The organism is Rivularia sp. UHCC 0363, assembly GCF_034931125.1.
GTDB lineage: Bacteria > Cyanobacteriota > Cyanobacteriia > Cyanobacteriales > Nostocaceae > Rivularia.
Map to the genome: position 1 here is coordinate 1 of NZ_JAYGHM010000004.1, position 24,358 is coordinate 24,358.

The 24,358-nt window shown below is 36.6% G+C and carries 29 protein-coding genes and 2 pseudogenes; 11 read left to right on the top strand and 20 right to left on the bottom strand.

Going from position 1 to position 24,358, the window contains the following annotated elements; all coding sequences use genetic code 11:
* Both VB797_RS03285 and VB797_RS03290 read left to right on the top strand, forming a co-directional pair.
* Positions 1-324: type II toxin-antitoxin system HicA family toxin (locus VB797_RS03285; RefSeq protein ID WP_323236193.1), on the top strand; the 324-nt coding region annotated here is incomplete at its 5' end.
* Positions 281-493, top strand: coding sequence for a type II toxin-antitoxin system HicB family antitoxin (locus VB797_RS03290; RefSeq protein WP_323236194.1), 213 nt, complete (start codon positions 281-283; stop codon positions 491-493). The genes VB797_RS03285 and VB797_RS03290, both read left to right, overlap by 44 nt.
* Positions 494-510: 17 nt before the next feature.
* Here VB797_RS03290 and VB797_RS03295 read toward each other — a convergent pair whose 3' ends face one another.
* The 5 genes from VB797_RS03295 to VB797_RS03315 form a co-directional block, all read right to left on the bottom strand.
* Positions 511-672 (bottom strand): type II toxin-antitoxin system HicB family antitoxin, encoded by a 162-nt coding sequence (locus VB797_RS03295; RefSeq protein ID WP_323236195.1) that lies wholly within the window; start codon positions 670-672, stop codon positions 511-513.
* The gene (locus VB797_RS03300) at positions 662-841 is read right to left on the bottom strand and encodes a hypothetical protein (protein ID WP_323236196.1); all 180 of its coding nucleotides are present in this window, start codon (positions 839-841) and stop codon (positions 662-664) included. Before VB797_RS03300 ends, VB797_RS03295 begins: the two co-directional genes overlap by 11 nt.
* A 185-nt stretch (positions 842-1,026) precedes the next feature.
* Positions 1,027-2,226 (bottom strand): bifunctional phosphopantothenoylcysteine decarboxylase/phosphopantothenate--cysteine ligase CoaBC, encoded by a 1,200-nt coding sequence (gene coaBC, locus VB797_RS03305; RefSeq protein ID WP_323236197.1) that lies wholly within the window; start codon positions 2,224-2,226, stop codon positions 1,027-1,029.
* A 177-nt stretch (positions 2,227-2,403) separates the two neighbouring features.
* Positions 2,404-2,616, bottom strand: coding sequence for a DUF2555 domain-containing protein (locus VB797_RS03310; protein ID WP_323236198.1), 213 nt, complete (start codon positions 2,614-2,616; stop codon positions 2,404-2,406).
* A 153-nt stretch (positions 2,617-2,769) separates the two neighbouring features.
* Positions 2,770-3,405 (bottom strand): alpha/beta hydrolase, encoded by a 636-nt coding sequence (locus tag VB797_RS03315; RefSeq protein WP_323236199.1) that lies wholly within the window; start codon positions 3,403-3,405, stop codon positions 2,770-2,772.
* Between the two features lie 288 nt (positions 3,406-3,693).
* Between VB797_RS03315 and purH the strand changes: the two genes are divergently transcribed.
* Complete coding sequence (gene purH, locus VB797_RS03320; RefSeq protein WP_323236200.1) at positions 3,694-5,232, top strand: bifunctional phosphoribosylaminoimidazolecarboxamide formyltransferase/IMP cyclohydrolase; 1,539 nt, start codon at positions 3,694-3,696, stop codon at positions 5,230-5,232.
* Between the two features lie 456 nt (positions 5,233-5,688).
* Here purH and VB797_RS03325 read toward each other — a convergent pair whose 3' ends face one another.
* The 4 genes and pseudogenes from VB797_RS03325 to VB797_RS03340 all read right to left on the bottom strand — a co-directional run bounded on the left by VB797_RS03325 (position 5,689) and on the right by VB797_RS03340 (position 7,287).
* Positions 5,689-6,027, bottom strand: a complete 339-nt coding sequence (locus VB797_RS03325; RefSeq protein WP_323236201.1) for a hypothetical protein — start codon at positions 6,025-6,027, stop codon at positions 5,689-5,691.
* Between the two features lie 317 nt (positions 6,028-6,344).
* Positions 6,345-6,542, bottom strand: a complete 198-nt coding sequence (locus VB797_RS03330; protein ID WP_323236202.1) for a hypothetical protein — start codon at positions 6,540-6,542, stop codon at positions 6,345-6,347.
* Between the two features lie 84 nt (positions 6,543-6,626).
* Positions 6,627-7,073 (bottom strand): annotated as a pseudogene (locus VB797_RS03335) (transposase family protein).
* Entirely contained in the window at positions 7,036-7,287 is a 252-nt protein-coding gene (locus VB797_RS03340) for a transposase family protein (protein ID WP_323236203.1), read from the bottom strand. The pseudogene VB797_RS03335 and the gene VB797_RS03340 overlap by 38 nt, the downstream one beginning before the upstream one ends.
* Positions 7,288-7,578: 291 nt before the next feature.
* On the opposite strand from VB797_RS03340, the gene VB797_RS03345 reads away from it, so the two are divergent.
* Entirely contained in the window at positions 7,579-7,701 is a 123-nt protein-coding gene (locus VB797_RS03345) for a hypothetical protein (RefSeq protein ID WP_323236204.1), read from the top strand.
* A gap of 55 nt (positions 7,702-7,756) precedes the next feature.
* Here the strand turns inward: VB797_RS03345 and VB797_RS03350 are convergent, their stop codons facing one another.
* The 4 genes from VB797_RS03350 to VB797_RS03365 form a co-directional block, all read right to left on the bottom strand.
* A complete protein-coding gene (locus tag VB797_RS03350; RefSeq protein WP_323236205.1) occupies positions 7,757-9,010 on the bottom strand; it encodes a glycosyltransferase in 1,254 nt (417 codons plus the stop codon).
* A gap of 47 nt (positions 9,011-9,057) precedes the next feature.
* Complete coding sequence (locus VB797_RS03355) at positions 9,058-10,377, bottom strand: O-antigen ligase family protein (protein WP_323236206.1); 1,320 nt, start codon at positions 10,375-10,377, stop codon at positions 9,058-9,060.
* Positions 10,378-10,527: 150 nt separating this feature from the next.
* Entirely contained in the window at positions 10,528-11,985 is a 1,458-nt protein-coding gene (locus VB797_RS03360; RefSeq protein WP_323236207.1) for a hypothetical protein, read from the bottom strand.
* A gap of 5 nt (positions 11,986-11,990) precedes the next feature.
* Positions 11,991-12,776 (bottom strand): class I SAM-dependent methyltransferase, encoded by a 786-nt coding sequence (locus VB797_RS03365; RefSeq protein ID WP_323236208.1) that lies wholly within the window; start codon positions 12,774-12,776, stop codon positions 11,991-11,993.
* A gap of 214 nt (positions 12,777-12,990) precedes the next feature.
* Between VB797_RS03365 and VB797_RS03370 the strand changes: the two genes are divergently transcribed.
* The 3 genes from VB797_RS03370 to VB797_RS03380 all read left to right on the top strand — a co-directional run bounded on the left by VB797_RS03370 (position 12,991) and on the right by VB797_RS03380 (position 16,740).
* A complete protein-coding gene (locus VB797_RS03370; protein WP_323236209.1) occupies positions 12,991-13,701 on the top strand; it encodes a metallophosphoesterase family protein in 711 nt (236 codons plus the stop codon).
* Positions 13,702-13,946: 245 nt separating this feature from the next.
* The gene (locus VB797_RS03375; RefSeq protein WP_323236210.1) at positions 13,947-16,193 is read left to right on the top strand and encodes a GumC family protein; all 2,247 of its coding nucleotides are present in this window, start codon (positions 13,947-13,949) and stop codon (positions 16,191-16,193) included.
* 52 nt (positions 16,194-16,245) lie between these two features.
* The gene (locus tag VB797_RS03380; RefSeq protein ID WP_323236211.1) at positions 16,246-16,740 is read left to right on the top strand and encodes a PqqD family protein; all 495 of its coding nucleotides are present in this window, start codon (positions 16,246-16,248) and stop codon (positions 16,738-16,740) included.
* A gap of 336 nt (positions 16,741-17,076) precedes the next feature.
* Here the strand turns inward: VB797_RS03380 and VB797_RS03385 are convergent, their stop codons facing one another.
* Positions 17,077-17,283 carry a hypothetical protein gene (locus VB797_RS03385; protein ID WP_323236212.1) on the bottom strand — a complete coding sequence of 69 codons (207 nt, stop codon included), beginning with the start codon at positions 17,281-17,283 and terminating at the stop codon, positions 17,077-17,079.
* A gap of 167 nt (positions 17,284-17,450) precedes the next feature.
* Between VB797_RS03385 and VB797_RS03390 the strand changes: the two genes are divergently transcribed.
* Positions 17,451-18,914 carry an ISLre2 family transposase gene (locus tag VB797_RS03390; RefSeq protein WP_323236213.1) on the top strand — a complete coding sequence of 488 codons (1,464 nt, stop codon included), beginning with the start codon at positions 17,451-17,453 and terminating at the stop codon, positions 18,912-18,914.
* Positions 18,915-19,174: 260 nt separating this feature from the next.
* On the opposite strand, the pseudogene VB797_RS03395 reads toward VB797_RS03390, so the two are convergent.
* A pseudogene (locus tag VB797_RS03395) lies at positions 19,175-19,390 on the bottom strand (PIN domain-containing protein); the annotation flags it as partial.
* Complete coding sequence (locus tag VB797_RS03400; protein ID WP_323236214.1) at positions 19,381-19,575, bottom strand: hypothetical protein; 195 nt, start codon at positions 19,573-19,575, stop codon at positions 19,381-19,383. The gene VB797_RS03400 and the pseudogene VB797_RS03395, both read right to left, overlap by 10 nt.
* A gap of 615 nt (positions 19,576-20,190) precedes the next feature.
* Here VB797_RS03400 and VB797_RS03405 point away from each other — a divergent pair.
* From VB797_RS03405 to VB797_RS03415, 3 genes are all read left to right on the top strand, one after another.
* Positions 20,191-20,928: an Rpn family recombination-promoting nuclease/putative transposase gene (locus tag VB797_RS03405; protein WP_323236215.1), complete on the top strand. Its 738-nt coding sequence runs from the start codon at positions 20,191-20,193 to the stop codon at positions 20,926-20,928.
* A 234-nt stretch (positions 20,929-21,162) separates the two neighbouring features.
* Entirely contained in the window at positions 21,163-21,417 is a 255-nt protein-coding gene (locus VB797_RS03410) for a type II toxin-antitoxin system prevent-host-death family antitoxin (RefSeq protein WP_323236216.1), read from the top strand.
* Entirely contained in the window at positions 21,410-21,679 is a 270-nt protein-coding gene (locus VB797_RS03415) for a Txe/YoeB family addiction module toxin (RefSeq protein WP_323236217.1), read from the top strand. Before VB797_RS03410 ends, VB797_RS03415 begins: the two co-directional genes overlap by 8 nt.
* A 572-nt stretch (positions 21,680-22,251) precedes the next feature.
* On the opposite strand, the gene VB797_RS03420 is transcribed toward VB797_RS03415, so the two are convergent.
* The 4 genes from VB797_RS03420 to VB797_RS03435 form a co-directional block, all read right to left on the bottom strand.
* Positions 22,252-22,557, bottom strand: a complete 306-nt coding sequence (locus VB797_RS03420; RefSeq protein WP_323236218.1) for a hypothetical protein — start codon at positions 22,555-22,557, stop codon at positions 22,252-22,254.
* Between the two features lie 160 nt (positions 22,558-22,717).
* Positions 22,718-22,918, bottom strand: coding sequence for a DEAD/DEAH box helicase (locus VB797_RS03425; RefSeq protein ID WP_323236219.1), 201 nt, complete (start codon positions 22,916-22,918; stop codon positions 22,718-22,720).
* A 246-nt stretch (positions 22,919-23,164) separates the two neighbouring features.
* Positions 23,165-23,590, bottom strand: coding sequence for a hypothetical protein (locus tag VB797_RS03430; protein WP_323236220.1), 426 nt, complete (start codon positions 23,588-23,590; stop codon positions 23,165-23,167).
* 352 nt (positions 23,591-23,942) lie between these two features.
* Positions 23,943-24,254: a PqqD family protein gene (locus tag VB797_RS03435; protein WP_323236221.1), complete on the bottom strand. Its 312-nt coding sequence runs from the start codon at positions 24,252-24,254 to the stop codon at positions 23,943-23,945.
* Positions 24,255-24,358: the final 104 nt, after the last annotated feature.

Consider the following 24,358-nt stretch of genomic DNA (forward strand, 5'->3'; position numbering starts at 1 on the left):
TTAAACCAGGGAATATCAAAACTTGTGACACAACAAGATAAGTTATTAGCTAAAATCCTATCAGGTGCATCTGATGCAAATATTTCATTTGAAAAACTTTGCCAACTATTACTAAACTTAGGCTTTGATGAACGCATCCGTGGAAGTCATCACATTTTTACAAGAGAAGACGTTGAAGAAATCTTAAATCTACAACCCAAAAAAGGAAAAGCGAAGGTATATCAGGTAAAACAAGTTCGTGAAGTGATTCTGAAGTATCAGTTAGGAGAAGGAGAACAAAATGACGCTTCGCTACAAAATAATCCTCTATTACAGTCAAGATGACCAAGCATTTATCGCAGAAGTACCAGAATTACCTGGTTGTGCTGCTGACGGCGAAACTTATCAAGAAGCTTTGCAAAATGTAGAAATTATTATGCAAGAGTGGATTGAAACTGCTCAAGATTTAGGACGTATTATTCCCCAACCGAAGCGGGGTTTGATGTCGGCTTGATACGATTTTTAATATATTTACTCAGTTAAACTCGCAACTTCAAACCAACCTTGGATAGCATCTTCGAGCATTTCTAACAAATGGTTGTAACTATTACCCCAAGTGTGACACCCAGGTAAAGCTGGTACAGAAGCGCACCACACATCATCTTCTTGCCAAATTACCGCTTTAATTTTCATTGTCTAAAAAATCGTTAATTTCTTGCTTTTCCCTCTCTCTAAAATCCTGAATATTCTTTAAAGTGCTTTCCCAAAATTCCCCTCCAAACTTACCAGCAATTTTTGCTAAAGGATGTCCGGGAATTGGAATATTCTTATTATTTTTTATCGATGACTTGTTAGTTGTCATTAGGTTGCAATTATTAAATATTCACTATTAGCGGTGCGCGATCGCTTAATCTGTAACGCACCCTACATCATAATAATCTTAGCCCGTGAAGACGGGCTTTGTTCCCGTAGCCCCACCCTTCGAGGGTGAGGGCGTTTTTGTTGATTGCGAAGTGCAATATTTGGGAAGCTGTACCAATAGTGAAATTAATTAACTAAATCTAATATCCGATGCGCCATTTCTAACTTAGAACAGATCGGAATTTCAACTTCCTTCCCTTCCCTATCTATATATATCGCTTTATTTGTATCACTACCAAAACCGCTACCAATTTGATCTATGGGGTTCGCAACAATTGCATCTAAATTCTTTCTTTGCAATTTCTCTTTCGCTGGAGTCACTATATCCCCGGTTTGGGCTGCAAAACCAATCAATTTTTGATGCTGCTGTTTACAATTCGCTAATTCCGCAATGATATCTCCTACCCTTTCCAAAGGTAAAGCTTCTGGAAGCGATTTTTTTGCTAACTTCTCCAAACTGTATTCCCTGGGCTTCACATCCGCGACAGCCGCAGACATAATTATTACGTCCGCGTTACTACAATACTGCAACATTTGCGATCGCATTTCTTCTGATGTCTCTACCTTTACACCCCGCACTCCCAAGGGTATATCCCAACTCACCGCACCGCAGACTAAAGTCACATCCGCACCGCGATGCAATGCCGCTTGTGCCAAGGATAACCCCATTTTTCCCGTAGCTGGATTACCAATAAATCGCACGGGGTCTAAATATTCTCGCGTCCCCCCGGCACTAATTAATACTCGCTTGCCCGTAAAATCTTGCTTTCCCTTAGTTTCTAACAACGACTGTACGTAAGTAATTATTTCCTGGGGTTCTGCCATTCTTCCCGCACCAACTCTGTCGCAGGCTAATAACCCAGATGCCGTTTCCATACCATGAAAACGGCTAAAAGTCAAAATATTTTGCCAGTTCTGCCGTACCGTTTCCTGCTCCCACATATCGGTATTCATCGCTGGTGCAAGTAATATGGGACAAGTCGAAGCTAAAACGGTATTTAATAAAAGATTGTCAGCCATTCCGTAAGCTAACTTTGCTAAAGTATTCGCCGTCAATGGTGCAATTAAGATAGTATCAGCCCATTCTCCCAACTCTATATGTAGGGGACGATTAGTTGGTTGCCAAAAATTCTCATCTGTGTAAGCAGGGTGACGAGAAAGGGTAGAAAAAGTTAAGGGTGTGATAAAGTGTTGTGCGGAATTAGTTAGAATTGTGCGTACTTCTATCCCGGATTTGAACAGAGTAGAAACAACTTCACAAATCTTATAAGCAGCGATACCTCCACCAACACCAATCAACACCCGTTTCAAGTTTGGATTAGACATTTATCAATTATCAACTATCAACTATCAATTATCAGCGCCCGGAGGACGAGAACAAATGCTTAAATAACTAAAAGAAACATTTTGCTTAAAAGCTCAATTTTTTGCCATATCAGCCTTGCAGTAAGTGTTTCTGAAAAATTATTCAGCATTCACTGATAATTGATAATTGACAATTGTCTATGCTTCGTCGTAGGCTTCCAAATCCAAAAGATGGATGTAGGATTCTACTAATTCGGGACGTTGAAAGGCGATCGCTCTTAGTAAATGCCAATCGTTCAAGCCTTCAAAAGCATTACTGTAGTTATCTTGTTCCAGACGTGTAGCCAATATATCCACTTCCTGTTCGGTCATGGTGGCGATATCGGTTTTAGAAATGGTCAAAGTCTTCATTTTTAGCCCCTCCCGTAAGTAGCAACACCATCCAGTCTGGGTTTAATTGCGTTTGACGCAGCCACCCAATCTATATTACTCATTAGTAGACGCAAATTACGTGAATTTTCTTCCGGAAATTTACCGTACTTTGTAAAGTCTTTGTAACCTTAATTAGGTAAGATTGCCAAGAACGAAAGTACGTGCGACATCCAGCATTTGAGAACTAATTTGATGTCCTCCATCAAATTCACGATATTCCAAGGGAACTGCTTTTAATTCTAATGCATCTCGTGCTTTTTGAGCAGCTTGTAAAGGTACAACTTGATCTTGTTTCCCGTGCATAATTAACACTGGTGCTAGAAAATTTGTAGCCGGAGTTTCAATATTTTGGATATCTGAATGTAAATACCCACTCATCGAAATTAATCCCGCTACTGGCAACTTTAATCCTACATCCAAAGTCATTGCTCCTCCCTGAGAAAAACCACTTAAAATTGTTCTTTTTAAAGGTATCCCGGTACTATTCTCTAAAGATTGCAGGTAATCAATTAGCAATTTTCGACTTTCTACTAATCCTTCATACATATTATCCCTACTCAGGTCGTACCATGCTCTGCCTTCTTGAGAATGAGGATGAGGAAAAGGTGCATTAGGGAACACAAAATGATATTGTGGCAACTGTAAAAAAGGTACTATAGATGCTACATCTTCTGCATTTGCACCCCATCCGTGTAAAATGACAATTAATCCCGTTGCAGTTTCCCCAATTTTTGGCGGTACGTCGATAAAATCCAAAGCCTTAACCATCAGTCATCAATCACTCAATAGTAGGGTGGGTCTAAATTAATCTATAGCAAAAAACGAGTTGCACTATACAAATTATGTAACGAGAAGAAAAAAATTGGTTTTCCTCCTACTCCCAATTCCCATTCCCCATTCCCCATTCCCAATTCCCAATTCCCTACTCCCTACTTTCTACTCCCTACTCCCTACTCCCTACTCCCTACTCCCTAAAAAATTTAGTATTTATAAGTGCCTGCTTGGTTTTAAAATATTCTTTGCTAATAAATTAAAATTCCAGGAAAGTTATAAATTATGGCGCGTCTCGCACTGCTGAGTGTATCGAATAAAACAGGTTTAGTAGAATTTGCTCGAAGTTTACAACAAGAGTTTAACTTTGAATTTATCAGCAGTGGAGGTACCGCAAAAGTTTTACAAGATGCCGGATTAACTGTTACTAAAGTTGCCGATTATACAGGTTCTCCGGAAATTTTGGGTGGACGGGTAAAGACTTTACATCCGCGAATTCATGGGGGTATTTTAGCACGACGAGATAATTCTCAAGATATTAAGGATTTGCAAGATAATCAAATTCGGGCGATCGATCTAGTCGTTGTAAATCTCTACCCTTTTACAGAAACGATCGCCAAAGAGGGAGTTACTTTACCCGAAGCGATCGAACAAATCGATATTGGTGGTCCGGCAATGTTAAGAGCTTCTGCAAAGAATTTTGCTTATCTTACAGTGTTATGCGACCCGACGCAGTATGGGGAATATTTAGAGCAGTTGCGTAATAACGGTGAAGCGTCTTTAGAATTCCGTCAACGGGCTGCTTTAAAAGGATTTTTACATACTTCTGAATACGACCAAGCAATTTCATCTTATTTAAGTAAGCAAATTCCTGAGAATCAAGATCCTCAACAATTCAGCCTTGCAGGAAAACAAGTACAATCCCTACGATACGGTGAAAATCCTCATCAAAACGCTGCTTGGTATTATACTGGAACGACTCCGAGCGGATGGGCTGCTGCAACTAAATTACAAGGAAAAGAACTAAGTTATAACAATTTAGTCGATCTAGAAGCTGCTAGACGTATCATCACGGAGTTTAGCGACACTCCCGCAGCCGCAGTTCTCAAACATACCAATCCTTGCGGTGTAGCTTTGGGAAATACTCTGGTAGAAGCTTATCACAAAGCCTTTAACGCCGATGCAATTTCTGCCTTTGGGGGAATTGTCGCTTTAAATCAACCAATTGATGCAGCTACAGCAACGGAATTAACCAAAACATTTTTAGAATGCGTAGTTGCACCAGGTTGTGAAGAGGATGCAAAGCAAATTATCGCCGCTAAATCCAAATTGCGAGTATTAATCCTACCAGATTTACAAAGTGGAGCCAAACAAACCATTAAAGTCATTGCTGGTGGTTTTCTGATGCAAGCAGCCGACGATGTTTTAACTGACAGCAATAAATTGCAAGTAGTTACTGAGAAAAAACCCAATCAAAAAGAGATAGAAGAATTATTATTTGCCTGGAAAGTTTGCAAACACGTCAAATCAAACGCTATTGTTATCAGTTGTGATCGTACTACTTTAGGAGTCGGTGCGGGACAAATGAACCGCGTCGGTGCGGTAAAAATCGCTCTAGAACAAGCTGGAGAGAGCGCGAAAGGCGGATTTATGGCTAGCGACGGATTCTTTCCTTTCGATGATTCAGTCCGAACCGCAGCCGCAGCGGGGATTAGTGGGATTATTCAACCGGGGGGAAGCTTAAGAGACCAAGACTCCATCAAAGCCGCTAACGAACTAGGCTTAACAATGGTCTTTACCGGCAACAGGCATTTTTTACATTGAAATTATACCACAAAAGTTAATGAATTTTTGAAATTGTGTTCTAAAATGCTTTTCATTTCATTAAACTAGTGCTAATCTATATTTGTGTGTGTGAGGAGCAAAGTGAAAAGCGTTTGGGGTGGAAACACGGCAACACTCCCGAACGCTTTTTGCTTTTAATTTTATCAGTCATTAGTTTTGAGTATTAAGCTCGCAGCGTAGTCTTTTATTGCGATCGCTAATAATTAGGAAACAGGATCAATTTTCAAACTGTCACCCAACATACTTGTACATTGAAAAAACTAGTGTTAATGTATATTTGTGTGTGAGGAGTAAGTGATAAGCAAAGAGCGCCTGGGGTGGAAACACGGCAACACTCCCAAGCGCTTTTTGTCTTTTCAATAGTCAGAAACCAGTAACAGCTACAATTCTTCAATATTGAATTTATAACTTCCGTCCTGACTTTTTCTCTCCATTTCAATCTTCATCCAAAGCCGGGAAAGCTTCATCAATAGACCAGAGCCTATCCTTATTCTCAACAAACCAAATTCGAGTTTCTTCCGTTAACTTCTTCCAAATTTCATCTACAGGTGCATGGGGAGATGAGTATTGAAATTCTTCACCGAGTAAATGTAGATTTTCCGCAATATTATCGGGAATACCAAAATCGTTCCAATCGATTTGTCTTTCAATTCCAGTAATTCCTTTACTGGGGTCAAAAACTAATTGTGCAGTTCTAATCAAGTCAGCAAAGTGTACTGGCTTTAATTTGTACAGTTCCTCAATTCGGAGTGATTCGTGATTATTTTTAGACATTGCCACTCTTCGCAGTGAATTTTTACCGTTTGATAGAACTTACCGCTAGAGAATTCCCGTAATCGAAACATCTACATTTTAGTCTAGAATAGCAATATTTAATCAACTGATAGAACACCCAAATTTTTGGGAATCCTAACTTTATATTTTAATATTTAGATATTACTGGCAGCTTCTTAGTGGTGACTGTATGCCAATTACATTAATCTGGATTATAATTGCAATTATTTTAACTTTATTAACTAACAAAAGTCGTTTTTAGGACTTACGCAACTGGCATATTTTTTTGTAGGGTGCTGTGACACTTGGATCAATTTTCAACCTGATAATAAGACCTTTGCTAGTACTTGTGCAACAACCTTAATTACTCTTTTGTACCAACCTGGACAATAGACATCTCCGAAAACAACCAAAATCCTACTACCACTACTTTTTAGATTGCGATAGCGTTCAGCGCTGCTGCAAGCAGAACGCCGAATTGCAAAGGTAGTTGCTTTGTACGTGAAAATAGGCATTTGAGATATTTGCTATCAAGCACTAGCAGAAAAATAGTATCTATGTAAGCTAATTTATTGTTGACATATTTGCTTTTTTTATAACTATAAAATAAATGTACCTATCCGCAATCTAACAAGTCCACAAATAGTCATAATTATCTGTTCATATTTACGTGAGTTTAATCTAAATCTTTCTTGAGCGGCTCTAAATATCTTTACTAAACGAATCAAATGTTCGACAAAAATTCGTTCATACGCTAGGTCTTTGTTTTTCTGTTTTTCTTCAATAGTTAATTATTTATTTTTAGGTTTTTTCTTGGGTTTTTTTATTGATTTTCCACTTTGATATGCTTTATCTCCATGAAATTTTTGTTGTGGGTCAAAACCTTTTTGACTTTCCCTAAACATACTAATATCGCTTTTTTGACCCGGTTTTCCTGCAACTACATCAACGATATCTTTGCCGTTTGGTAAAACGATTAATTGGCTTTTTAGAGTATAATTTACTTTCTTACCTGAGTATATTTTTTTGTTTTTTGTAGTCTCCAGGTCTTTCTATTGGCTGCTCATAGGTATCAATTATTAACTCAAATTCTGTCAAAACTTCTTTGACAATCTCGCTATCGCTGGAGTTTTTTTTTACCTCTTCAAGTAAACTTGAGGGTAGGAGTTCTTTCAATAATGGAAACCAATAATTAAATGTATCATTTGCAGTACTTTCACTAACTCCAAATTGAATACCGAGTAACTGAAATGTTGTCAAATGTAGAGCCGTATGTTAGTGTTAATATTACTTGCTCAGATGGTGATAATTTTGTTTTCCTACCACCTCCACCTCGAATAATTCTTACTTTTTTAGATTCAGCTAATTCAAGTTTATAATTGTGTAGTTCTATGGCTTTTTCTGAAAGTCGCTTTAATTGATCATATTGCAAGCCAAGTAAACGTTGTGATTCGTGAGGATTCTTTTCAATATACTCCAATACTGTACTCATAAGATTCTACTGATACACCCTTTTATATTATTTTATCAGAGCTTAATTATTTTTCGGAGATGTCTAATGCAAAAGCTCAAGCAAGAAGTTTACTCAAAATGAATTCTAATGATTTTTATAAAGAAATTGCCCAAGCTATGGCTAAACAGGTATCACTTGGTAGAAGAAAATATGAGTTTTAATCCTTCTTTCTCTAAGAAATTAGCTTTTTTTCCTGCTCCAGACACCATAATGCAATCAATATCTTGGCATTTCAGTTTTATAATAATTATTAATACTTCCGTATTCTTGAACTTGTGAAACTTCAGATTCACAGAAACCACTTTTGTTAATAATGGCTTTATATATGCGGGTAAGATTAGTCGCAATATAATTGGGGCAGTAACGATTGCTTGCCCAAGTAGAGCCGTTTTCTCCCAATTCTTCTCTTAATTTGGGGGAGTTAAGTAAGTCAGATATACCTTGAAACAAAGCATTAATATCTTGCTCTACCACATACCCAGCATTAGCTGCGATGATTTCTGAAGCAAGCTGTACTCCAGGAGTCACAATTACAGGTATTCCTGCTGCCATTGCTTCTGCTGTAGCTATACTAAAATTTTCCGAAACAGATGGCAAAACAAACAAATCTGCACTTTGCAATAATAAATTCTTTTGCTCGTTCTGCACAAAACCAGTAAATGTGACGCGATCGCTTAAGTTCAAAGATATTACAAGTTGTTTCAAGTATTTGACATAATCCGGCTCTCCCGTACCTGCCATTAACAGATGAAAGTCAAGCGAATCAGCATTTATAAGACTGAGTGCTTTGATTAACATATCCGGATATTTGTTATGACAGAGCCGAGAGAGGAACAGTATTATCGGAGTATGAGGGGAGATGGAGTATACAGAATGAAGTTGCCCCACCGCTTGAGGATTAATATCCACTTGTTCTACACCCAAAGGTAATTTAACAATGCTTGATTTAATCCCATATTTACGCACATCCTGGGCTTCAGTATCAGAAGTGCAATGTATAGCTGCTGCATTGTTGAGATTGTGACGTTCAACCAGCATTGAATATATTTGCTTTTTTCGCTTACTTTGAGTTAATGCCCAAGGTGCTAATTGTCCTTGAGTCCGAATCGTATAGGGAATATTATGCGACCTGGCGATCGCCGCAGCACAACTCGGAGCATAAGAGAAAAGATAGTGGTTATCGAGAATGTCATAGTTCTTGATATTTTGCCACAGCCATTTAGTCAAAGCAGGAGAAAAGATAAACTCTTTCATGGGTGGTGAAAAGTAAGGTAAAAACCAAACAGGAACCTGTTCGTACTCGATTTTTTCGTATAAAGGAACATCAAGTGGTTTTGAACCGTTGTGATTCGTTGTAACTATTTGGGCTTCAACTCCGTTGTTGAGTAAAGCTTTGACTAAATTGATTACTACAGTAGTGGGACCACCTAGAAATGGGCTGAGTGAGGGAATAACGTGAAGTACTTTCATGAAATAGGGAATTACAAAGTAAATATGCGGGGCGTTAATACTTATAATCAATTTGTAAATGTGGCGGTTCTTACTGCTATATAAGCTACCAGCCAACCGGGTAATGAATGTGCAGAACCGATATTATAAAATCCTGATTCAAAAAAGCAAAGACATAATTCAGCTAAAAGAGCGGCTGTAACTGCTAACCTAAATTCAAAATGCTCTTTATTTATAAAATTTGAACTATAATTTGAACTCTCTTTAATTTGATTAATAACAATCGACCATAGAGGAACAAATGTTAATAAACTACCAATTAAACCAATTTGGTATGTTAAACCAATATAAGCATTATGAGCGGTTCCTACCCACAAACGTTCAAAGAAAATGCTTTGTGAAGACTTGTGCAACAATAAAGCTTCTTCGCTTCCCCAGCCATTACCAATTAATATCGAAACTGGCGAAGATAAAATATTTTCAATAAACAAAGGCCAAAGTAAATTAGTACGATAACTAGTAATACCTGCACCTGTAGAAGTAGTCAGGCTTTCATATAATTGATTAAATAAAGACGATTCCCAAAAATCTATACTTAATATCAGTAAAGCGCTAATAGCTATTGTACCAATACCATAAATACTTAACATTTCTGTGCCTTTATATCTAGACCAGCATATCAGGTAGTAAAGAAATAATATACTTAAGGCAAGTAAAGGAGTTCTTGCGCCACTGATAATAATTGCAGTAAATATAATTAGTGTTGGGAAAAACCTAAATATTCCCCAAGGTTTCTGTTTGGATGAAAACCAGATAGATAAAGGTAAAATAACAATACCAAGGGCTGCGGTGGCATTTGGATTAAAAAATATACCGCTAGGAGCGCCCATCAAAACAGGAATTATTCTAAGTGCATTTCCGATTAATCCTACTGTATAAATAACAGTAGCACTGTAAACTAAATTTTTAATAATTGCCGTAGCATCGTTAAAAGAATTAAGTACGCTTTGTACCCCCCAAGTTAAGAATAAATAAGCTAGTAGAAAAGAAACAGCTTTAAAAATACCCGTTTCATAAAAATCTGCCGCATAGAGTACACCATTCAAATCTGCATAAGCCGTACTAATTGTAATTACTGTAAATACCAAAAATGCGAAACGGTCAAAATGATTGCGCTGCCATTTTCCAGAAATAAATACATTAAAGAAACCGTAAATAGTTAAAATAGCTAATCCCGTCCATCTTCCCCAATAAGCCAGTGCTGTTCCTGGGGGAATAATAAAACTATTAACTGCTAAAGCAAAAGGAAGCCACCCAAAGGTGGGTAGCCAAGTTAACCATTGATTTGTTTGAGTTGGATTATGAACTTGTTGATAGGTTTGAGTCACGACATTTTAGATTTTGGATTTTGGATTGATATGAATTAAATACTGTTTTGAAAAATTACTTCCTTCCGCTCTCTTCCCTCTGCGTTCTCTGCGTCTAGTAAGGTTTTTTCAATCCTTAATGTTCTGATTTTAAAAAAGTAATTAATCAAGTTATCTTACATTTACATAGTTTTCTCGATGACTATTTATTTTTAGTAATTGACTCATATAATCAGGAATATTAACAGAGAAATTATGCAAAATCATCGGAGCTATTTCTAAACAAGAAATTTGTTTTCTAGTTTCCTTGTGCTTAGTGTCTTGAGGGTCATAAATCAATAGAGAACCTTCTTTTACATGATAAGCATTTGTATTAGTTTCATCTTCAATTAAAATATTTTCTAAACCAAGTTGTTCCAAAGGTACCGAACGTCCTTTGAATAACGCATTTGTAATTCTTTTCTGAGGTAAATTTACCTGACCAAAAAATACAGCAAATAAACCATCTTCTTTTTGAGCAAATTCTACTAATCTTCCTTCGATAGATAACTTACCTAGCTGATTCCGAAACTGCTCAACCCATTCTTCTTTGACAACAATGCCAAATTCAGGGAACATCGCAGGAGTTTGACACCAAGCATCATCGGGAATATCTAAAGCAGACATCAATTTTGCTGCATGGGTTAAGTTTAATTGAGTTTTAACCATCCATGCAGTAGTTGCACTCTGTCCCATACTCGATGCTATCCAAAGTGTATATTCGGGATTACTATCTACAAAGCGTATTAGTTGAGTAAAAGATTGCTCAAATTTACTCATCACAAAATCAATCTCACCCTTATATCTAGAAACCCACTCACTGTTATAGCCAAATTTTTTGTAATCTTGGGGAAATGCAGCTGCCCAGTAACGATGCATAGATGAAGCTATATGGTTGGTGAAAAAAGTTGTAAAATCGGGTTTAGTAGTTTTAAGTAGTTTGAGAAATAAATCAAAACCAAGAACAGCTTGATAAGTACGTCTGCGATTTTTCCTGTAAGGTTTAAACTGTTCTGTTAAGATTTGATTTGCTGTATCAAGTAACGTTGGAATTCTCAAACCAAGAGCAGGAAGATGAGTTAACAGTTTAAATGTAGCTTCTATGGGAAATTTAGTAGACACATTACGAGCGGAATTCCTTGTCATTGCCAGATTGAACTCTTGGAAGACAGAAAGTTTTTCTGGAAAGCATTCGCTGTTAGTAGCAAAACTATCCGGCACATAAAAAGCATAGTTATCTAAATTATTAGGTAGGGGGTAGCTGTGCAGAGAACCGAAAACCCCTGTCCAAAAACCATTACTCGATAGTATCTGCCAAATAGGGGGAAACTCTTGATTAATTCTAGTTAGATTCTGATTAAAATGGTGAATCGTGTGATGAGTAGATGTAACACCTCGATGCAATGTAGCCCAAGTTATCCAAGGAGAAAGAACATAATCTACTGCATGAGTTTCATATTGGTAACATTGAGGTAGCTTTTGAGCTAAAGCTGAATCAGGATACTTTTGAATATAGTAATCAATTATCTGCCAAGGAACTTCGTTTAATTCAAAAAAAATGATTTTTCTACCCTGGATTTTCTGATTCATTAAATTTACTTGTCTCCCTGCTTCTTCAATGGATATCTACATACAGCAACTATTTCATCAGCCCGTTCTATTTTTACTTTAGTTATTAAAATATCGTCAAGGGACATATCCTCGAAAGTAGTAGTTTTTAAAACTTTATTAGTAGACTGGCGCAATTTACTTAATTTAGCTAAGTGTTTTCTAATACCAGTGAAATCTGCAATCTTCGTCAACCAGTAGTGCAATTCTGACTGACGACGACGTTGAGCGTATATCTCTATTTCTCCAAAATACTTTTTGAGTAAAGCTTCAAAATCATTACGGCACAATTCTACGGTGTGATAAGGATTTTGAGGATTATGGTTAGTTTGAGGTACTTGTGGTGTGGAGACAATATAGATTCCGTCATTAGCTAGCAAACGTACCATTTCTTGTAAGTAAGCTGGAATATCGGGTAAATGCTCGATGGTTTCAAAAGAACAAATTACATCGAATTCGCAATCAGCAAAATCTGTATTAGCGACATCTGCAACTTGAAGCTGGAGACGACTGTTACTATATTTACTTTGTCCGTAAGAAATTGCAACAGGGTCAATGTCAATCCCGATAACCTGAGAAGCTGCTTGAGTTAAATAGTCTGCACCATAACCAACCCCAGTCGCAGCATCAAGTACCTTTTTATTTTGACAGTAATAAGCAGCAAACTGATAACGCTTAAGATGGATGGATAAAATACCATCTAATTCCTCTTCCGGAATAATTCTTTCTACAGCATGATTAATTTCTAAACGATTGCGGATTAAGTTAGTCATAGAATTGTTGTGATTTAAAATCTAAGTTAGCAACGGCAACAGCCTTTATGTGATTTATTTTACATTCATAATCTATTTTGTTGTAACATTTTTGGAAAGATATTGGTAATTATACGTTGAGAGTTTTTTTATTAGTCATATGTAGGGGTTTAGCACTGCTAAACCCCTACTACGATGGATGTGGTTTCCTTTAGAAAAAAGATAAGATTAACCAATGTGTAGACGAATTTTTATTGGTGATGTCCACGGCCACTACGACGGTTTGATGCTTTTGTTGAATGTAATATCATCCCAAAGCAACGACCAAGTTTACTTTTTAGGAGATTTGATTAACAGGGGTCCCAAAAGCGCTCAAGTAGTAGAATTTGTGCGAAAAAGTCAGTATTATTGCGTATTGGGCAATCACGAGCAAATGCTTTTAGATTACTTCCAAGATAAACAAGTTATTAACAAAACTATTGAAAAAGCTTCTTGTACCTATAAAGAAACCATAGATAGCTATCTTAAATCGGACATCTCTTTGCTACCCGTTCACCTGGAATGGTTTTCTAATTTACCACTATATCTAGATTTGGGAGACATTTGGGCGGTTCATGCAGGTGTTAATCCTCAACTTGCTTTAGATAAGCAAACCCAAAAAGAATTTTGCTGGATTCGTCAGCCTTTTTATAGCATGAGTAAACCATATTTTCCCAATAAGTTAATTATTGCAGGTCATACACCAACTTTTAAATTCGGGGGTGTTGTTCCGGGAAAACTGGTACAAGGAAAAGGTTGGTTGGATATCGATACGGGTGCTTATGACAGCAAAAGCGGTTGGTTAACTGGTTTAGATATGACAAATAAGAAGGTTTATCAAGCTAACGTATTTAGCAGAAAAACTCGCGTTTCAGCTTTGTCAGAGATTGTAGAAGAAATTGGTTAAATTCCCCAGTCTTATTAGCCTATTCCCTTTTATAAGTATTTTTACGTTAAATTTTCAATAAGTTAATTCTTTTTTACGTGCAAACACTGAAGCCTGTAAGCAATCGTTTTATTTAGACTAATACCGACTATTTATCTCTATTTGGATTCCGTAATTACGCTTGACCTGGGAACAGTCATCTATCACGAATAAATATGCTCTTATAGCATAACTTTAATTAAATGTAATTTTAAAAGTGCGATCGCATGACTGAATCTTTAGAAAAAATTCCTTCACAACAATCACGAGTTGACCCTTGGGAACTTCGTCAGTTGGTTTCGGTGCTGCGTCGTCGTTTGTTTTTAATTATCCCCATTGCTGTCTTTATAACTGGTGGGGTGATGTACAGGGGATGGTTACAGACACCGATATACAGCCAAAAATTCCAATTGTTTCTGGACTCAACAGCCGAAGGTGGTTTCAACCCGCTCTCGGAACAAAGACAGACATCATTTATCCCACCGCAGTTTCGAGATTTTAAGACGGAAATGGAGGTGTTGACCAGTTATAAGGTAATATCTCCACTGTTACCAGAAATTCAAAGCCGCTATGCTGATTTGGATTATGACAAACTGGTTAAAAAGTTGAAGCTGAAGCATTTACAAGAAACTGCAATTATAGAAGTTAGTTATCAAGATACCGATCCAGAAAAAATCAAATTTATTTTAAACCAACTCAAACAGGCTTATACTAATTATTCCTTAAATAAATTAAAAAGTAGCACCACTCAAGCTGAAAAGCTAGTTGACACTCAACTACCCGATTTGAAAAAGCGTGTAGACAGACTCCAAGGAGAACTACAGATATTTCGACGTAAGTATAATCTTGTAGATCCCGAACAGCAAAGTCAAATTTTAAGCGAACGTTTGGCAAATGCTTTACAGCAAAAACAAGAAGCTTTGACTCTTCTGGGGGAGACTGAATCTAGTTTTAACAGCTTACAAAAAGAACTGGGGATAGATATCAAGCAAGCGCGGGTAATCTCGATCTTAAGTGATGCACCTCGTTATTTAGCTCTGCAACAACAACTCCAAGAGCTTGAGAATAAACTTGCAACTGAATCAACCAGGTTAACAAATGGACATCCGGCTATTGCTGATTTACTGGAAAAAAGACAGCGGATATTATCTTTAATTAGACAAGAAGTTGTAGCTGTTTTGGGTGTTGAAACTCTTAGAGAACTTAATATTACAGAACTCAAGCAACTTCCAGCAATTTCTGCTCAACAATCGAGTCGCTTACTACTTACCCAGAAGTTAATTGAAACAGCGACTCAATTACAGGGATTGCAAACCAGACTAAAATATTTGGCTGCGATTGAAAACCAGACTCGTAAGGACTTACAGCAGTTTGCAGCAGTTATTCGTCAATATACAGATTTGAGTCGAAATTTAGAAATTGCTAACGAAAGTTTAGGTCGATTTCTCACCGCTAAAGAAAACCTCCAAATTGAGACAGCAAGAAAAGTTTCTCCTTGGCAAGTAATTTCTTTAATTGAAGCACCACGAAAACCAATATCACCCAATCTTCCCCGCGATTTGCTCTTAGGTGGAATCGCTGGTGTGTTAGCTGGAGTAGGAGTTGCGATTATTGTAGGAAAACTCGATAATAAATACCACTCCCCAGAAGAACTGCAAAATGATACGGGACAAACCTTTTTGGGGACAATTCCTTATCACAAACAGTTAAAAACAGCCCCAACTCAGCTATCTCGTAATGGAACTTTGGCTAATTCTGCTTATTGGGAAGCTTATATATCGCTACAGACGAATTTAGATTTTCTCGAACCCGACAAACCGCTGAAATCTTTAGTTATTAGTTCGGCTTTACCGGGAGAAGGTAAATCTACTACTTCCTTATACTTAGCTAAAATTGCAGCAGCGATGGGTAAGCGAGTTCTGCTCATAGATGCAGATTTGCGTAATCCTACCATTCACCGCTATGTTGATTTGACGAATACGTGGGGTTTATCTAACGCTATTTCCGGTGTTGCAGAAGCTCAGGATTTAATTCAGACTTTACCCGAAGAAGAAAATTTATCTATCCTCACAGCAGGACAAACACCTCCCAATCCGGCGCGGTTGCTGGCTTCTGGTAAGATGAAAGACTTGCTGCTAGATTTTCAAACTAAATATGATTTAGTAATTATTGACACTCCTCCTTTGCATGGTTTCGCGGATGCTAAATATTTAGCAAGTCAAGCAGATGGTTTAATGATGGTAGTTGGTTTGGATAAAACAGAAAAACCAGCAGTCAGACAGGTGTTAAAAGACTTGGAGCTTTCCCATATTAATTTATTAGGAATTGTAGCTAACGGTGTCAAAGGTTATAAGCCGAGTTATTCCGGTTATTACGATTATTACTATAACAAGGGTAAAGATGATAGCGATCGTTATGAATTGATTGCGACCGTTAGTAGTAAAGAGCAGAGTGTAGGAAGGGAGGAGAAATAAAAACCCCCCGAAATTTCCTTATTTTACAAACTAAACCAAATTTCTAAATATTATGAATCAAGTAACTTCTATTCTTAATCAAAAATTATCCATCCCAGAAAACGTCTTCGCGCAAGAAGTTAATGGTGAGGTGGTTATATTAAATATAGACTCAGAATCTTACTACACTTTAAATCCTGTAGGAAGTAAGGTTTGGCTGTTGTTAACTGCCAAGGAAAAGGTGGAGACGGTAATGAAGCAGCTATCAGAAATTTATCTGGTAGACGATTTTAAGTTACGTCAGGATATAACTGTGCTAGTTAAAGAATTAATAGAAGAAGGATTACTGACAGCAGCGGTATTAAAAAAACATAAAATTTTAACTGCGGCTGACGAAATTAAAAAATTTAATCAACCCGAACGACAAAAGCCTGAAAACCTTGATAATCGTTTACTTTACGAACCGCCATTGTTACGCAAGCACGGCAAAGTAAATGATGCGACTAATTCGACTTATTTGGCTCCTGCTAATTTCGATGGCTTTTTTGATTTTTCTGATTTATCTTAGTTCGACAAGTTAGTTAGTAGGTTGGGTTGAACGCTAGTGTTAGCGGAGCGTGCGGTGAGCGCGTGTCCGTCAGGACATTAGGACATAACCCAATAATACCAAGGTTTCTGCTATTAAAATTTTTATGGTAGCTAATTTTGCATAAATTTGAGACAAATGATTACCAGATTCTACTTACCTTCGTAGCTATCAAATGCAACGTCTGCACTAATAATTGAAACTTTTTCTATCATTGCTTGTGCAATAAGAATCTATCGTATGGATCACGATGATATAGTGGCAATGTACTATAAATAGCATAAATAGCTACAATTTGACTTTGGTTGCCAAAACTTTTCAATTATCACCAAAAGGATTCTCTAACTTTAGTTCTGCAATACCTTTAAAATCACGAACATTGCGAGTTACCAAAACCGCTTCCTGACATAGAGTTGTCGCAGCAATCACCGCATCTGGTAACTTGATTTTGCCGAACCGCTTTAAAGCAGGGAGCAACGCGATATTGTGAAAACCAGTGCGATCGCCATACCTATACTTAAACAAGAATCAATAATTAATACGTTTATATTATGTATAAATACATAAGCATTAGGAATAAGGAGTTGCAGCGAAGCTGCAACTCCTTATTCTTTAAGAACAAAAAAAGGTAAGATTCCCTATTGGAACGGGGTTTTCTGTTCAAAACCCCTCGTTAGGGAGTACTTACCAAAATGAATAAAATATATGCAACTTTAGATTTAAACAAATCTGTGAAAGAATTCAAAGATAATGTTACGAAAATTTTAGAATTGACTGATGTTGAAAATTGGGATGGAGTAAATATAAAAGAGAAAGAAGAAAAAATAAGGAATATTGCTTTAATTTTAGCAGGGCAATGTATAGCAATTCTGTTATATAATCTTTCTCATAATACAACTGCTATCAATACATCAAATAAGAAAACACAAGCATGGTGGCGTGCAAAAACTAAAAATCATGGATATAAAACTCGCCAAATACTAACTATAGGGAATGTAGAGTTGAATCTCACATTGCCTTATGTTGTAGAACGTAATAATAAGAATAGTAAAACAAGTAGGGCTGTTAATCAAGGGTTTTGTCCTTTTTTAAGATGGTTAGGAATGGAAGAAGGAATTACTCCTTTAGTTTGGTCAAATATTGCTAAATACGGTGCAATAAGTTCATCATTTGAAGCTGCACATCAAACATTAATAGATTGGGGCATTAATATTAGTTTAAAACGTATAGAACGATTAACTTATTGTTTTGGTAAAATAGGATTGAGCTTACGTGAATCAAAAATATTTAATCTTAAAATTGGCAATTTGATACCAGGCAATATATTAAAAGACCAACGAGTAGTGATAGCTGCTGATGGCGGAAGGACTAGGATTCGTATTGATAAAAAAGGTCGTAAAAACTCTAAAACAAATAGGCATGGTTTTACTGGAGAATGGATTGAGCCAAAGGTTTTGACTATTTACACAGTTGATAAAAAAGGCAAAAAAATAAAAAATGGTGAGATTCCAATTATAAACGATGGGACTTATGAAGATTATCAAGGATTTTTAAAAATCCTTGAAATGTATCTTGTTAGTTTAGGAATAAATCAAGCACAGCAAGTATTATTAATTGCGGATGGAGCCGAGTGGATATGGAAACACATTCCTCCACTTCTTAAAAAATTAAATTGCCCACTAGAAACTTATCAATTGTTAGATTTTTATCATGCCACAGAACATTTACAAGTATTCGCAGATAATAGTTTTTCTCAAGAGGCAGAGCGCAAAAAATGGTTTAAACAAACTCGTTCTGCATTAAAAAAAGGTAAGATAAACTCCATTATTCAAGACATGAATAAGCTAAGTTTGGAATTTAGCGGTGAGCGTCGTAAAAATTTAGATAGAGAAATCAATTATTTTATTAAAGGTAATAAAGAAGGGCGCTTTAACTACCATAAAATCTCATCTCTTAAATTACCTATTGGTAGCGGTGCAGTTGAAAGTTTAATCCGACAAGCTGTTAATTTGCGAATGAAAGGAAACAGCAAGTTTTGGCTCAAAAATAATGCTGAAATTATGTTACACGCTCGTTGCCAATGGATTGCTGGTTGTTGGAATAAATTCTGCGATTCTATTTTAACTGCACTCCTTAAGCCGATACAGATTGGATAAATTATACCAAACATTCTTTTTTTATATATTATGTAATCATAAGCACCCTTAAAAGGTGTATTTTTTGCTGGCTTTATATCTATAACCTTTAGAGATGTGCCGCTCTGCGGCACATCTCTTTTAAATAAATATGTATATTTACTTGTTTGTCTGTATGTTTTTTTGATATTACTGAATTTTTTTAATTGGCGATCGCACTGGTTTTCACAAAATCGCGTTGCTCCCTTTAAAGCAATTGTTTTGTTTTCAACTTTTCTAGAAATTGGAATCGAATCAAACTGACTTAATAAATCTTCAATAACTTCTGCCTCTCGATCTGACAAACTAGAAAAAGAAAGTAGCTCAATCCGCACAATCGGCGATGTCACGACATGATTATTACTGAGAAAAGTACTAGTAAATAACTCAGAAGCCGTCTCGTCTCCCGCCAAATAATAAATAAAAATATTTGTATCGTAGAAATAGTTTATTCCCATTCCCCACGCACCGCATCTAGATGAGCTAACATTGCCTCTTTCTGATGCTTAAGAATTCCCTTAGCTTTTTTTACCTTTTCATAATCCCGTTGCAATGATACTAGAATTGACTCCGGTAAATCTAGTACAATCGATTCCTCATCTTCAGAAACAAGATAACGCTTAGGAATAGTAACCAAAGTCATAATACTACTGGGTCATGTTTACTTCACAAACCTATTATTACTTAAATTGCTATAATCGTGAAACTTCTATTCGACTTACGCAAGCGTCACATCAGCATTGACCGCTCGATAGTAAGCTTAGAAAGTTTCAGGAGAATTTGTAGCTTGAGATATATCGACTTGATGCATATTAACTCAATTTTAAATAAATTAGTCTACTATTACATCATAATATAGGCGTTGCCTATCGAAGGTATGAAAATTATTTCGTTTGATTTCAAAATCCTTAGCGATCGCAAGTTCGATAAACTTTGCTTGATATAATATCTGGGAATATTCCTCCAACTTGTAGGTAGGTTGAGTAACGCTTACAATCCGTATTTCTTCGCAACGCTGACGCTAACAACCCAACCTACTAACTTATTGATTCTCAATCATTAGAAAATAGTTGATTTAATTAGTTTTATTTTTTGAATAATTCAGGATAATAAAATGGTGCGTGACGGCAATATTAACATTTTTCGTTATTGTTGATAATTTATCTTAGCCGTCACGCACCCTACTAGTTAAAATTAAGATGGTGCAATCTTCTCGCTTGAGAAACTGTACTAAGTGCGTCTACAAGTAAAAACCTCTATGCGTCGAGATTCAATTTTTTATAAACTATTTCAACAATACCCAAATTTATTGTTTGAATTGTTGACAAACCCACCAGAAAATGCAGATGAATATAGATTTGATTCGGTAGCTGTTAAAGAACCAAAATTTGAGATTGATGGGGTATTTCTCCCACCTGAAAGTGAAAATCCTGGGGTTGTTTACTTTTGCGAGGTGCAGTTTCAAAAAGACGAGGTGCTTTATGAGCGGGTATTTGCGGAATCTTACCTATATTTCTACCGCAATCGTGCCAGATTTAGTAATTTCCAAGTAGCGATAATTTACCCATCCCGAAATCTTGAGCAAAGTGATATTCTTCCTTATTCCAATCTACTCAATAGTTCGCAGGTAAATCGCATTTATTTGGATGAATTGGGTGATATTCGCCAATTACCTGTATGGGTAGCGTTGATGGTGTTGACTACCCTAGAGGATGAACAAGCAACTCAAGAAGCAAGGTATTTGTTAGAGAGGAATCAGCAAGAAGAAACTCAACCAGCAAATCGCGCCATAATAGAGTTAATTACCACGATAATGGTTTACAAGTTTGAAAACAAGAGCCAACGGGAGGTAGAAGAAATGTTAGGAATTACACTTAAGGAAACAAGAGTTTACCGGGAAATTAAGGAAGAGGGGATACAGGAAGGAAAACAAAGAGAAAAATCGCTGGAAGATTTTCAACGACTTATTGATTCTCAATCATCGGATAATGGTTGATTAAATTGATTTTATTTTTTGAATAATTCGGAATAAAAGAATGGTGCGTGACGGCAATATTAACAATTTTTGTTATTGTTGATAATTTCTCGTAGCCGTCACGCACCCTACGAACTAGTCACACACCCAGAACCGGAAAAATGTGCCAGTTGCGGCAATTCCTAATAGAATTTGCTCTAACTAACACATCTTACCGTGCTATACTTGTACAAGTAAGCGGACAGGTAAGCGCAAATGAGAGTAGTAACCTTTAGCGAAGCAAGAAACAAACTCAAAGCCATATTAGATCAAGTTGTAAATGACGCGGACTACACTATAATTACTAGGCGAGATGCCGACGACGCTGTGGTTATGTCTCTTGAGTATTTTAATAGCTTGCTTGAAACAGTTTATTTATTGAAGTCTCCGGCGAATGCAGCTCATTTGGAGCGTTCCATTGCTCAGTACAAGCAAGGTGAGGTAGTAGAGAAAAGCCTACTAGATGAGTAATCGCAAATTAGCCTGGACTGATGAGGCTTGGAAAGATTATATCTATTGGCAAAGTCAAGATAAAAAGACTTTAAAAAGAATTAATAAACTGATAAAAGAAGCTAAAAACCTCCCTTTCGAGGGAATTGGAAAACCTGAACCTTTGAAAGAAAATTTATCCGGGTTTTGGTCGCGTCGTATCGATGACACCCATCGTCTTGTCTATGCTGTAGATGATGATTACTTCACAATTATTTCTTGTCGCTATCATTATCAGCCGTAGTGAGTGTACTAAGTGGTGCGAGCAAACTGGCTTTGTGTCCGCAGCTCCCGCGCCAAGAGTGCTTGAAAGGTAATTTAAGGTAGGTGTTGGGTGATGACGCATTGGAGATTGTTAGTTGAGTTTACAGTTTATTGTATGTCGTAATCCAACCTACTAATTACCCAAAAACGTTTTGGTAAACTTCGGGAAAGTTTAGTATAAAATATTAATAAAATTGATGATGTGGCGGTTTTGGAAAATTTGGTTGTGGAAACAATAGCGCGTTAATTCTCCGGAAGAATTTCAACGACTTATTGATTCTCAATCACCGGAAAATGGTTGATTTAATTAGTTTTATTTTTTGAATAATTCGGAATAATAAAATGGTGCGTGACGGCAATATTAACATTTTTCGTTATGATTAATAATTTATCGTTGCCGTCACGCACTCTACAAAATACGTTTTGCATTTTGATACAGATTAGTCTTTCCGAAGAGTTTGTTGGGTTGAGCTTTACCGCATATTTCCAATGATGAAGCAAAGTATTCGACGCTCAACCCAACCTACTAAATGTGATTATGTATGGGATAGTTTATCTTTTGGAAGTCCCATCATTAATCATTCTGATTCCAGTGATATGAGCAGATCCATCTAATGGCTGATATATATCAACTATAGCTGCTTGATTGGGGGCATTAGGATATGCAGCTTTTGCATTACAAAAAAAGCTATAGTTCCTTCCCGCAACAACCTGAGTGGCAAATGCTACTGGGCTGTATGATACACCAACAAAACCTTTAAAAGCTGCTTCAAATACTTCAGATGCTTGTTTAGTTATTTCACAACTAAAAGAAGTCCATCCTCCGGATATTCCTTTTTCTAGAGTTGCTTCTGACATAATTTTCTCCTTTGAATTGAGTAGTTCAAAAAGTTTTGTAGAAGCCGAACAAACTGACATTTAAGCTCAGTCTTTCGTCTCTACATATTTAAGACGATTTGGGTCGTCAATTCCTGAATTTTTTGAGTTAGAACCTTATTTTCTAACTAACTGATACACGCTATAGCAAAGCAAAACTGAAATCACTCTCTAGGAAAAAGGGATTATCAGGCAATCCGTTATAGAACTGACCCAAAGTAGTAGTATCATTTACTTTGCCATGCTTGCGTAATTTTGGTGGTTCGTAAGGAAGGCGGTTATCTTCCTTTTCAGATTGATTCTCTTCTTGAGATTCACATTTATCTTTGGTTTCTTCTTCCATAGTTAATTCCTCCGTTTTTGAGCTTTTACACTTTCAAGACGATTCCAAAGTGTAATTTCTGGATTTTTTGAGTTAGGTGCTTTTTTTCAAATAAATGCACCAATTGAATTAATAAAAAAGTGCGATTAGCGCAGTAGCACTATTACCAAAGCTAATCGCACTGTCAAGGTTAGATTCTGCTACGGGCGATCGCCTGATTATACTCAAAGCAAAGAGCAGCAATCATACATGATAAGCAAAGTTGAATTATTTCTCGCAGCTAGCTTTGCCCGAATCAGCACCAATAACTACAACACTGCCCAAATTAGTATGAATATGCCATACAGGTTCACTTACTTCTGGGGTTAATGGCCAAGACAAAGCAATATCTGTAAAAGCATCGCCACAGTTCATAGTGTGGAAAATTTCAATTGCCTTTTCATAATTAACCTTGTAATCTTTGATAACTCGAATTCCCAGAGGGCATGGCACAGGTTCAGGTTTGGTCAGACCTATTAGCGGTGGATTAGCAGCATAATATTTTAAGCATTGATTCTTCTCAGATTTAACCACATAATCAAAACCTAAAACATCCTCTTTGTTCTTACCTACACCATTGTTGATCTTGCCTGTCATTGATAAAACCAATAAAGTGGTTTCTGCTAACTTATTAGCTTCTATAAGAGTTTTCATCGTTCTTCATTTTCCTTATCTAATCTACACTCTTATGATGGCTGATGTTTTATCGGTACATCATCAGTGTAATTACTTAAGTGATTACAAGGTTTGTAAATAGTTAATATTTAGTAATGATTTGCTTGATATAGGTAATTTAGAATTTTGTCTCGTAAATTGATGCACCTGCAAAGTGAGAAAATGTTTAAAAAGTATAATTTTTTGCTCAATTATCGGATTATCCCCCCTTCCCCCCTTAAAAAGGGGGGTTAAAGTCCCCCTTTGAAAAGGGGGATTTAGGGGGATCTCAAGGTTTGTGGCTTTACTTATGACTTTCCTTTCCATCCTCTAAAGCAAAACAGAGACTAACTTAAATCGCTGTTGTTAAAGCGCGATCGCCATTAATTAACAACCCTTCTTCTACTAATTCTTCAACAAACTTAGTTACATCACGACGCAGCGCAACTTCATCTACTGTATAAATTTCAACCAATTGCTGCATTACCGTCTCTACGCTGTCTGAATCAGTAAACAACTGCCAAAACTTAGTTCCCACAGCATCTAAAGTGTAGTAAGATTCCGACTCGAAATGTAATATCACTATTTCCCCGTTAACTTCTTGTGCGAGGGCATTTTCTGAAATAGATAGTTTTTGGTTAAGAATAGAGGTTGTTGAGTTCATGAATATAGGGAATGGGGAATAGTGGAAATATATAAGACAATTCATATTTTGCGCGATAAATAGAGTATCGTCAAAAACTTTTGGTTCAACTATTACTGATAAAA